Origin of the sequence: Streptomyces sp. URMC 124, from assembly GCF_051386455.1 — a bacterium.
Taxonomy (GTDB): Bacteria; Actinomycetota; Actinomycetes; order Streptomycetales; family Streptomycetaceae; genus Streptomyces.
This window is the reverse complement of sequence record NZ_JBPQTS010000036.1, coordinates 39,239-49,873: the sequence shown is the minus strand read 5'-3', so window position 1 is coordinate 49,873 and position 10,635 is coordinate 39,239. Positions and strand designations below refer to the sequence as shown.

General features: G+C 74.5%; 9 protein-coding genes and 1 pseudogene. 3 read left to right on the top strand and 7 right to left on the bottom strand.

Features of this window, described 5'->3' with window-relative positions; translation table 11 throughout:
- Positions 1-958 (top strand): diacylglycerol/lipid kinase family protein (locus ACSNOG_RS10670; protein ID WP_436752338.1); only part of this gene is annotated, 958 nt, incomplete at its 5' end.
- Between the two features lie 62 nt (positions 959-1,020).
- Entirely contained in the window at positions 1,021-1,371 is a 351-nt protein-coding gene (locus tag ACSNOG_RS10665) for a VOC family protein (protein WP_436752337.1), read from the top strand.
- Positions 1,372-1,470: 99 nt separating this feature from the next.
- Here the strand turns inward: ACSNOG_RS10665 and ACSNOG_RS10660 are convergent, their stop codons facing one another.
- Entirely contained in the window at positions 1,471-2,271 is an 801-nt protein-coding gene (locus ACSNOG_RS10660) for a helix-turn-helix domain-containing protein (protein WP_436752336.1), read from the bottom strand.
- Positions 2,272-2,352: 81 nt separating this feature from the next.
- Complete coding sequence (locus ACSNOG_RS10655) at positions 2,353-4,152, bottom strand: hydroxysqualene dehydroxylase (RefSeq protein WP_436752335.1); 1,800 nt, start codon at positions 4,150-4,152, stop codon at positions 2,353-2,355.
- 244 nt (positions 4,153-4,396) lie between these two features.
- On the opposite strand from ACSNOG_RS10655, the gene ACSNOG_RS10650 reads away from it, so the two are divergent.
- Positions 4,397-4,702, top strand: coding sequence for a 4a-hydroxytetrahydrobiopterin dehydratase (locus tag ACSNOG_RS10650; RefSeq protein WP_436752334.1), 306 nt, complete (start codon positions 4,397-4,399; stop codon positions 4,700-4,702).
- 79 nt (positions 4,703-4,781) lie between these two features.
- Here ACSNOG_RS10650 and ACSNOG_RS10645 read toward each other — a convergent pair whose 3' ends face one another.
- From ACSNOG_RS10645 to ACSNOG_RS10625, 5 genes and pseudogenes are all read right to left on the bottom strand, one after another.
- Positions 4,782-6,227, bottom strand: a complete 1,446-nt coding sequence (locus ACSNOG_RS10645; RefSeq protein ID WP_436752333.1) for a cryptochrome/photolyase family protein — start codon at positions 6,225-6,227, stop codon at positions 4,782-4,784.
- An 80-nt stretch (positions 6,228-6,307) separates the two neighbouring features.
- The gene (locus tag ACSNOG_RS10640) at positions 6,308-7,468 is read right to left on the bottom strand and encodes a DUF1266 domain-containing protein (protein ID WP_436752332.1); all 1,161 of its coding nucleotides are present in this window, start codon (positions 7,466-7,468) and stop codon (positions 6,308-6,310) included.
- A gap of 111 nt (positions 7,469-7,579) precedes the next feature.
- Positions 7,580-8,377, bottom strand: coding sequence for an aldo/keto reductase (locus ACSNOG_RS10635; protein WP_436752339.1), 798 nt, complete (start codon positions 8,375-8,377; stop codon positions 7,580-7,582).
- A 170-nt stretch (positions 8,378-8,547) separates the two neighbouring features.
- The gene (locus ACSNOG_RS10630) at positions 8,548-10,374 is read right to left on the bottom strand and encodes an AMP-dependent synthetase/ligase (protein WP_436752331.1); all 1,827 of its coding nucleotides are present in this window, start codon (positions 10,372-10,374) and stop codon (positions 8,548-8,550) included.
- A 121-nt stretch (positions 10,375-10,495) separates the two neighbouring features.
- Positions 10,496-10,570: pseudogene (locus tag ACSNOG_RS10625) on the bottom strand (XRE family transcriptional regulator); the annotation flags it as partial.
- Positions 10,571-10,635 lie beyond the last annotated feature (65 nt).

The following is a 10,635-nucleotide window of genomic DNA, read 5'->3' as shown; positions in this document are numbered from 1 at the left end:
GGCCCGCCCCCGGGCGGACGCCCCGGCCCTGCCGCGCGGCGAGGGCCTGGTGGTGGTCGTGAACACCGGGTCCGGGCAGCGGGCGGCGGGCCCGCGCACCGACCCGGCACAGGAGGTGCGCTCCGCCCTGCCCCTCGCGGAGGTCGTCACCTGCGGGCAGGACGAGGCGGCCGGCCCGGACGGGGGAGCGGACCTCGGCAAGACGCTGGAGTCGGCCGCGCGGCGGGCCCGGGAGCTGGACGGCGCCCTCGGCGTCTTCGGCGGCGACGGCACCGTCAACGCGGCCGCCGTCGTGGCCCGCCGCCACGGGCTGCCGCTCGCGGTCCTGCCGGGCGGCACGTACAACCACTTCGCCTACGACCTGGGCATCGAGTCCCTCGCCGACGCCTGCCGGGCCGTGGAGGCCGGGGACGCCGTGGCCGTCGACATGGTGCGCATCGGCACGGACGGCGGCGAGGAGGCCGGCTGGTTCCTCAACACCTTCAGCATCGGCGCGTACCCGGAGCTGGTGCGGGTGCGCGAGCGCTGGGCACCGCGCGTCGGGGCCTGGCCCGCGGGCGTGCTGGCCGCGGTGCACGTGCTGCGCACGGCCCGTCCGCTCCGCCTGGAGGTGGACGGCAGGCGGCGCCGGCTGTGGATGCTCTTCGCGGGCAACTGCACCTACCGGGGGCTGGGCCTGGCACCGGTGCGCCGGCACGACCTGGCGGACGGCGTGCTCGACGTCCGTACGGTCTCGGGCGGCCCGCTGGCCCGCACGCGGCTGCTCGCCGCGGCCCTGGGCGGCAGCCTGAAGCACTCGCCGGTGCTCAGGACGGCCCGCGTGCGGAGCCTGCGCATCGGCGGCGTCCGGCGGGGGACGCACCTGGCGTACGACGGCGAGATCGCCCCCGCCCCCGGCGCACTGACCCTGCGGAAGGAGAACGAGGCACTGGTGGTGTACCGCCTCCCGGCAGCGTGAGACGCCGACGGGATCCTCGCGGCGCCCCGCACCGTGCCGTGCGGCCAACTAGCCTGGTTCCCATGAACATTCTGGGGACCTCGCTACGGGTGTGCGTCGATGATCTGGACCACGCGATCGGTGTCTACGAACGCCTGACCGGTGCCGAAGCGCTGCGCTTCCACCGCGGCGGCGTCGCGGTGGCCGCTGTCGGCTGCTTCTTCCTCATGAGCGGTCCGGAGAGGGAGCTGTCCATCCTGCGCAAGATCACCGCCACGATCGCGGTGACGGACGTCGAGGAGGCCCTCGGCGACCTGGAGGCGGTCGGCGCCCAGATCATCGCCGGGCCGGTGCCCACCCCGATCGGCCGCAACCTGGTGGCCCGGCACCCGGACGGCTCGGTCTTCGAGTACGTGGACCGCAAGTCCGGCTGACCGGGGCTCCCTTACCTCAGCGGTCATCGACCCTTCCCGCCGCACCCGGCATCGTGAGGGGCACGCGCTCCCGGCCGGCGCACTCCGGCCCGGGAGCGATCACGGCGTAAAGCCGCCGAGCAGCCGCGCGGTCTCCGGATCGGCCGGCAGGAACGTTTCGATCGCCAGCTCCGAGACCGTCACGTCCATCGGCGTGTTGAACGTCGCGATGGTCGAGACGAAGGAGAGGGTGCGGCCCGCGTGATCGATCACCAGGGGGAGGGCGAAGGGCACGTCGCCCTCCCGCCGGGCCCGCTCCCGCCCGGAGTCCGGCAGCGGGTAGGCGCTGACCTCGTCGTAGAGCGCGCGCAGGGCGGGGGAGCGCACCAGGGCCAGCCGGCGCTCCATCTGGTGCAGCAGGTGGGCGCGCCACTCGTGGTAGTTGCGGATGCGGGGGGCCAGGCCCGCGGGGTGCATGGTCAGGCGCATGGCGTTGAGCGGCGGCGCGAGCAGCGACGGCGCGACGCCCTCCAGGAGCATCGCGATGCCGCGGTTGGCCGCCCGCACCTCGTAGGTGCTGTCCACTACGAGCGCGGGGAACGGCTCGTAGCTCGTCAGCAGCCGCTCCAGGCCCTCGCGCAGCCCGCCCATGGCCGGGTCGTCCAGCGGCCGCTCCGGATACACCGGGGCGTAACCCGCGGCGACGAGCAGGGCGTTGCGCTCCCGTACGGGCACGTCGAGATGGTCCGCCAGGCGCAGGACCATCTCCTGGCTGGGGCGGGAGCGGCCGGTCTCGATGAAGCTGATGTGCCGGGCGGAGGAGTCGGCGCGCAGGGCGAGCTCCAGCTGGCTGATCCGGCGCCGCTCCCGCCACGCCCGCAGCAACGGGCCGACACCGGGGGCGTCCACGACAGTCGTCATGATCTGACCGTAACGCGTGGCCCCCGGGGCGCTTCACCCCCGGGTGCGGATCACCTCGGGTGCGCTCGGCTCAGGGGCGGATCACCCCAGGTCGAGGGCGTTGGGCAGGCCCAGCCGGTAGCGGATCGCGTCCTCGGCCTTGACCGGTTCGAGCTCGGGGGCCCGGTAGAGCGGGGTGATCGTGCACCGCTCCGCCCGCGAACCCGTCTCCTCCAGCAGGGCGTTGACCGCGGCCCGCGCGGCGGCGTTCGCGCCCTCCATGGTCGCGAGGTCGATGTCGGTGGCCACGTAGTCCCCGCACAGGAAGAGGTTGGGGATCGCCGTGCGCGCCGAAGGGCGGTTGTACCAGGTGCCGGTGGGGTGGATGAGCAGTTGCTCGTCGTTGACCGGGCGGGGGCCGCCGATCTCCACGGCCGGGTCCAGGAACCATGAGTGGATCTTCGCGTCGCTCAGGACCGTGCGCCCGGTGTCGTTGAGGGAGGCCTTCATCTGCGCCCACACCTCGCGCGCGACCTCCTCGCGCGTGCACTGCTTGGCGGTCTTGCCGTAGAGGATGCCGGGCTTGTCCCACTCCGAGACGTCCACCGAGAGGCAGTCGGCGGCCGCGCCGTCCCCGTAGTCGGCTCGGAAGTCGCGCCCCGACCAGTACTGGGCCTGCCCCACGGAGGTCAGCGACCAGGGGGAGTCGATGTGGTTGACGTGCCCGTGCAGGACCGGCGTCGGCTCCGTCAGATAGAACTGGATGCCCGTCATCCAGTCCGTCTGCAGCCTGTCGCAGCGCGGCAGCTGCGGGTCGGCCGCCCGCACCCGGGCGTTCCAGGTCGTACGGGCGTGCTCGACGGGCATCGCCGAGACGAAGTGGTCGGCGGTCACCGACCGCTTGGCGCCGGAGGCGTCCTGCACGACCGCCTCGGTGATCCGGCCGCGCGCGATCCCCAGGTCCCGTACGGCCCAGCCGATCTCGAACGTGACGCCCAGGGAGCGCAGGTGGGCGACCCAGGGGTCGATCCACGCCTCGTTGGTGGGGGCGTTGAGCACCCGGTCCGGTTCGCCGTCGGCGCCCCGGCCCAGGGCGTTGAAGAGGAACGCCTCGATGCACGTCGACACCGTCTTGGTGCTGGCCACCTCGGCCTTGGTGGCCACGATGTTGCGGGTGATGCCGATGGCCAGCAGCCGCTGGTAGTTCGGGGACATCTTCGCGGCGCGGATGAACTCCCACCACGGCACCCGCTCCCAGGCGCCGGTCCGCCGCGCGTCGCAGCTGGTGAGCCAGACGAGCAGCCTGCTCACGAAGTAGGCCGTCTCGTGGAGGGGGATGGTGCCGAAGGCGTCGAGGAAGCCGGTCAGCGCGCGGCGCAGGGCGTCCGGGGTGAGCAGCGGCGGCGGCTTGCCGACCGTCCGGAACGGCAGCCGGACGTCCTCGTGGCCGGTGCGGGCCAGCATCACCTCGGTCGAGGCCACCAGGTTGTCGTGACAGCCGCCCGGGTTGCCGGGGAAGGGGATGCGGCGCATCGTGTCCGGCAGGTTCCGGTAGAAGCCGGGGAAGAAGCGGAAGCCGTGCTCGCCCGGCAGGGCCTTGCGGCCGCCCCGTGCGCTGCCGGGCACGTCCATGCTGCGGGCCTTGCCGCCGGGCGCCTTCTTCTCGTACACGGTCACCTGAAAGCCCCGCTCGGCGAGTTCGTGCGCGGCCGTCAGCCCCGCCACGCCGCCGCCGAGGACGGCGACGCTCGGACCGGCGGCGGATCTGCCGCGGCCCGCCCCGGCCGGTCCGGTGCGGGGGGTCGCCGCGGCCCGCCCGCCGAGCGCCGCCGTGCCGGCCGTCGCCGCGACGGCCGCCGCCCCGCCGATGAAGTTCCTGCGCGTGCTGCCCGTACCGTCCATGCCCACCCCTGCCGCCGGTGACGCGTCACGTCCGGCGCAGGAGCATAGGAGCGTCACCCTGTGCCTGGTAGAGCGCGTCCGACTCACCGTGCGCCGCGGCGTGACATTGGCGCGAAAGCACCCCTGCCCCGTGGGACGCTTGAGTCACCGGCACCCGGCGCGGGCACACCCCGGGCAACCACGGCAACCACTAGGGAACCCGCCACGGCCCCCCTGCGGGCACCCACCCACGAAAGGGAACGTCATGGCCGTCGAACCGCTCTCCCAGAAGGACGTCGAGGAGCGCCTCCAGGAGCTGCCCGGCTGGACCACGGACGGCGAGCGCATCAGCCGCACCTACCGCTTCGACGGGCACTTCCAGGCCGCCGCCATGGTGGTCCACATCGCTCAGATCCAGGAGGAGCTGGGACACCACTCGGATGCGACGCTGGGCTACAACACCGTGTCGCTCAGCGTGAACACGCACAGCGCGGGCGGCAAGGTCACCGGCCTGGACGTCGAGCTGGCCCGCCGCATCGAGGCCGTCGCCGCGGGGCACGGCGGGCGCTGAGCCCTGGTACGCCCCGGCGGAGCGGGTCACGGCGGGCGCCGGCCCGGGCTCGGGCGGACCCGCGTCCGTCGCGTCCGTGTCAGTCGAGCCCGCGCGCCCGCCGGAACCGGGCCAGGCCCTCCTCCAGCGAGACCACCGGTTCGGGGTAGTCCAGGCGCGCCCGCTCCGGGGCCGGCAGCCGCCACGGCCGGTGGACGGCCCGGCCCGGCAGGCCGGCCAGCTCGGGGACCCAGCGGCGCACGTAGGCTCCCCCGGGATCGAAGCGGAGGGCCTGCGCCAGGGGGTTGAGGACGCGGTGGGGGCGGGTGTCGCTGCCCGTGCCCGCCACCCACTGCCAGTTGAGCTGGTTGTCGGCCACGTCGCCGTCGACCAGCAGGTCCAGGAAGTGCCGGGCACCCTCCCGCCAGTCCAGGTAGAGGGTCTTCGCCAGGAAGCTCGCGGCGATCAGCCGGGCCCGGTTGTGCATCCAGCCCTCGTGTGCGAGCTGGCGCATCGCGGCGTCGACGACCGGGTAGCCGGTCCGGCCCGACCGCCACGCGGCGAGCTCCTCCGGCGCCTCGCGCCAGCGGTCCTGCCGGGGCCGGTAGTCGTGCCGGGCCGCCTCCGGCCGGGCCGCCAGCATCTGATGGTGGAAATCCCGCCAGGCCAGTTGCCGCACGAACGCCGCGGCGCCTGCGCAGCCCGCCTCGGCCCGCTCCCGGGCCGAGGCCGCGAGCTCCACCGGCGAGAGGCTGCCGAAGTGGAGGTGGGGGGACAGGCGCGAGGTGCCGTCCCCCGCAAGGTCGTCGTGGCGGTCGGCGTAGCGCGCGAGCCCGCCGCGCCGCCAGGCGGCGAGCCGGCGGCGGCCCTCGCCCTCGCCGCCGCGCGGCAGCCCGGGCGACGCCGTGCCCCGCGCCAGAGCGGCCGCCGGGGGCAGCGGCTCCGAGTCCGCGTCGGGCACCCGGACGGCGCGCGGGGCCGCCAGGACCGGCCGCAGCGGCTCGGCCGACCAGCGGCGGAAGTACGGGGTGAACACCGCGAAGTGGTCCTTGCCGGCGGGCAGGACGGCGCCGGGCGGCACGGCCGTGACCACCGCGTCGTGCACCCACAGCAGCCGCCCGTCCGCCGCCAGGGCGCTCCGCAGCCGCTCCTCGCGGCGCAGGGCGTACGCGCTGACGCCCGCGGCGACGTGCACCTCGCCCGCGCCGGTGGCCGCGGCCAGCCGGCAGACCTCCGCGACGGCCTCGCCGCTGCGGACCACCAGCCGCCCGCCCCGGGCCCGCAGTCCCTTGTCGAGCGCGGCGAGGCAGTCGGCCAGGAACGCCGCGCGGTTGGGCACGGCGAAGCCGGCGGCGGCGATGCCGGAGTCCACGACGAACAGGGGGACGACGCGCGGCGCGCTCCGTAGCGCCGCGGTGAGGACGGGGTTGTCGTGCAGCCGGAGATCGGAGGTGAACAGGGCGACGGACACGCCCGTGTCCTGGCTTGCCGCACTGCCCCGGCTCGCCGCGCTGTCCCGGCCGGCGGCCGCACTGCGCCGGCTCATCGTGCTGCCCCGTCGTCGGTCGGTACGCCCATCCCGTGATTGTCCGTGCGGCGCCTCGCGGGGGCGGGGCGGCAGGGCCGTTACGACCAGGGAATGTTGAGCCAGGGGCCGGCCGGGTCGCCGAGGAGCAGGCGGTGCACGGTCACCGCGGTGTCGTGTGCGGAGACGGCCGCGCGCGGGTCCCCGGCGCCGGGCGCGAGGGCCCCGCCCAGCAGGAGGCCCGCGGAGAAGGCGGGCCACGACCCGTAGGTCCTGCGGGCGGCCTCACCGGCCGCGAGGACGACCCGTTCCGCATCGGCCGGGGAGCACAGCCGCGCGGAGAGCCCGAGCCGGGCGAGGGTCACCGCGCCCGCGAGGTCGTGGGCCGCGACGGAGGAGACGCGCTGCCCCGGCGGGAGCACGGCATCGCGCACCAGCTGCTCCTCGGTATCGGCGATCCGGGTGACGGTGGCGTCCAGCGCCCGGACCTCCGCCGCGGGCGCGGCGCGGTGCGTCAGGACGTGGGCGACCGCTTCCCGCCACTGTGCGGTGGCCGGTGCCCCGTCCGCGGAGTGCCGGGCGAGGCCCTCGCGGGCCCGCAGGGCGAACCCGGCCTCCCGCCCCGCCCCGTCCCCGGCGAGCAGGCGCTGCGTCAGGTGCCACCAGCCTGCCGGATCGACGACGCCCCACGCGCCGTGCAGGACGGCACGGTCCTCGTCGTAGTCGCGGTAGACGCCGCCGAGCTCGTTCCACGGCACGCCGTCGCGCACCGCGAAGGGCGCGCCGCAGGCGAGACCGTGGGCGAGAGGCCCGTGCAGGGGGCCCGTGTACAGGGACAGCAGGAGGCCGGGCGCGCGCGGCGGCGCCTCGGCGTAGACCTCCAGCCACGCCTCCCGGTCCAGCGGGGTGGCCGGGACGACGGCCGCGGACGGCTGCCCGGGGTTCACCGCCAGGTGCCACTTGTCGTGCGGCCACTCCAAGGCCAGCTCGTCCAGCGCGGTGCGCTGGAAGACCCGGTCGGGGCGCCAGGGCGGCAGCGCGCCGCGCGTGAACACCGGCAGGCAGCGCTTCTTCGAGGCCGGGTCGCGGTACGGCACGAGCGGCGCGGGCGGCACCAGCCCGTCGGCCTCGGCCCTGTCCGCGTCCACGTACAGCTCGGCCACCGCGAGGGCGCCGAGCTGGCCGTCCCAGTCCCCGCGCGCCGTCGCGGCCTGCAACTGCGCCTCGATGTCGGTCGGCGGGGTCCAGGGCATGAGCAGCATGGACGTGACCTTATAGCCGGAGCGACCGGACTCCACTGCGGGCCGGGGGGCCGGGGGATGTTCCAGGTGTTCCAGATGTTCTGGAAGTCTGGATATCTGGATTCTGGATATCTAGAGGTCGAACTGGTCCGGGTCCGGCCCCAGGCGGGTGCCGCTGTCGAGCGCCGCGATCGCCGCGAGGTCCTCGGCGTCGAGGGAGAAGCCGAAGACGTCGATGTTCTCGCGGATGCGGGAGGGCGTCACGGACTTGGGGATCGCCACGTTGCCCAGCTGCAGGTGCCAGCGCAGCACGATCTGCGCCGGGGTGCGGCCGTGCTTGTCCGCGATCCCGGCGATGACGGGGGCGGTCAGCAGGTCCTTGCCCTGGCCGAGCGGCGACCACGCCTCGGTGGTGATGCCGTGGCGCTCGTGGAAGGCGCGCAGCTCGGTCTGGGCCAGGAACGGGTGGAGCTCGATCTGGTTGACGGCCGGCACGACGGACGTCTCGGCCAGCAGTCGCTCCAGGTGGGCGGGCTTGAAGTTGGAGACGCCGATCGCCCGGGCGCGGCCGCTCGCGGCGATCTCCTCGAACGTGCGGTAGATGGTGAGGTAGTCGTCGCGGACGGCGCGCGGCCAGTGGATGAGGTACAGGTCGACGTAGTCGAGGCCGAGCCGCTCCAGGGAGGCGTCGAACTCGCGCAGGACGCCGTCGCGCGTCCAGGTCTCGGCGGCGTGGTTCCACAGCTTCGTCGTCACGAACAGCTCGTCGCGCGCGATGCCCGAGCCGGTGAGGGCCTTGCCCGTACCGGCCTCGTTCTCGTAGACCGCCGCCGTGTCGATGCTGCGGTACCCGGCGGCCAGGGCGGTTTCGACGACGGCCGTCGCCTCGGCGTCGGGGACCTGCCAGACGCCGAAGCCGAGCCGCGGCATCTCGGCGCCGTTGTTGAGGGTGACGGTGGCGGGGAAGGCCTTGCTCACGGGTGCTCGATCCTTACGTTCGGAGAAAGCGGTACGTGCTACTCCATTTGCGAACAGGCGCAACCGCCACACCATTCCCGCACGGCGCGGCATTTTTCACCCGCCAGGGCACACGCCTGGGGTTACTCCTGGTAAAGGGCGTCGACCTCCCGTGCGTACGCCACCTCGATCGCCTTCCGCTTCAGCTTCAGCGACGGGGTCAGCAGGCCTTCCTCCTCGGTGAAGCGGGCGCTGAGGATCCGGAAGGCCCGGATGGACTCGGCCTGCGAGACGAGCGTGTTCGCGGCGACCACGGCCCGCCGGATCTCGGCCTCCAGATCCGCGTCGCGCACGAGCCCGCCGGGGCCCGCGGGTGCCTTGCCGTGCAGGTGCAGCCAGTGCGCGACGGCCTCCTCGTCCAGCGTCACCAGGGCGGCCACGTACGGGCGGTCGTTGCCGACGACCACGCAGTGGGCGACGAGCGGGTGCGCCCGGACGCGCTCCTCCAGGGCCAGCGGCGACAGGCTCTTGCCGCCCGACGTCACCAGGATCTCCTTCTTCCGCCCGGTGATGGTCAGATAGCCGTCCGGGTCCAGCCGCCCGATGTCGCCCGTGGCGAACCAGCCCTGCTGCAGCACTGCGCCGGTGGCCCGCGCGTCGCCCAGGTAGCCGGCGAAGACCTGGCCGCCGCGCAGCCAGATCTCGCCGTCCCCCGCGATGCGCACGGTGGTGCCGGGGACCGGCTGCCCGACCGTGCCGTAGCGGGGCCGCTCGGGCGGGTTGGCGGTCGCCGCGCCGGTCGTCTCCGTCAGCCCGTACCCCTCCAGCACGCTCACGCCCGCGCCCGCGAAGAACAGCCCGAGCCGGCGGTCCATCGCCGAGCCGCCCGACATCGCGTGCCGCACCCGCCCGCCCAGCGCCTGCCGCACCTTGGCGTAGACGAGCCGGTCGAAGACCTGGTGCTGCAGCCGCAGCGCGGCCCCCGGCCCCGCGCCGGTGCCGAACGAGCGGTGCTCCAGCGCCTCCGCGTAGCGCACCGCCACGTCGACGGCCCGCTCGAAGGGCCCGGCCCGGCCCTCGGTCTCCGCCGCGCGCCGGGCCAGGGCGAAGATCTTCTCCAGGACGTAGGGGACCGCGAGGACGAAGGTGGGCCGGAACGCCCGCAGGTCCGGCAGCAGCGCGGCGGCGGTCAGCTGCGGCTGGTGGCCGAGCTTGACCCGCCCGCGCACCGCCGCGACCTGCACCATCCGCCCGAACACATGGGCCAGCGGCAGGAACAGCAGCGTGGCGGCCTCGTCGCCGGGCCGGGAGCGGAAGACCTGCTCGTAGCGCCTGACGACGTTGTCGGCCTCGGCCATGAAGTTGGCGTGGGTCAGCACGCAGCCCTTGGGGCGGCCCGTGGTGCCCGAGGTGTAGACGACGGTGGCCGGCGTCGCCGGGGTGAGCGCCATGCGGTGCCGCTCCACGATGTCGTCACCGATCCGCGCCCCGGCGGCGCTCAGCGTCTCGACGGCCCCGGCGTCCAGCTGCCACAGACGGCTGAGCCCCGGCAGCCGGTCGACGACCGAACCGACCGTCATCGCGTGGTCCCCGTGCTCGACGACGCAGGCCGTCACGCCTGCGTCGCGCAGGATCCAGCCCACCTGTTCGGGGGAGGCCGTGGGGTACAGCGGCACGGGCTGGGCGCCGATCGACCACAGCGCGAAGTCGAAGAGCGTCCATTCGTAGCGCGTACGGGACATGACGGCCACGCGGTCGCCGAACCGCACGCCCTCGGCGAGCAACCCCTTGGCCAGCGCCAGTACTTCATCGCGGAACGCGCCCGCCGTCACGTCCCGCCAGCGGCCGTCCGGCCCTTTGCGCCCGAACGCCGCCTGCCCCGGATCCTCCGCGGCACGGTCGAACACGACATCCGCCAGACCGCCGGCGGGGGGCGCCGTCACCAGGGGCGGCACGGTGAACTCGTGCAACGGGCAGCTCCTTGTCATGCTCCGCACAGCGCGAAGCCCCTACCCGCCCGACCACCCCCTCAACCGCCCCCGAACCACTGACGGTCGGTCGCGCCCCCGGAGTTCCTCACAGTGCTCCGCAACGGGCCAGGTGAGGTGTGACCAGAGCCTGATCACCGAATCGGAAGACCGACAGACCGACGTGGTTAGTGGCGTCCTCTTCCGAAAGGGAACCGCATCGTCCCGGGCGGCAGCTCCCGGACAGCCGGCCCTGTGTCGCCC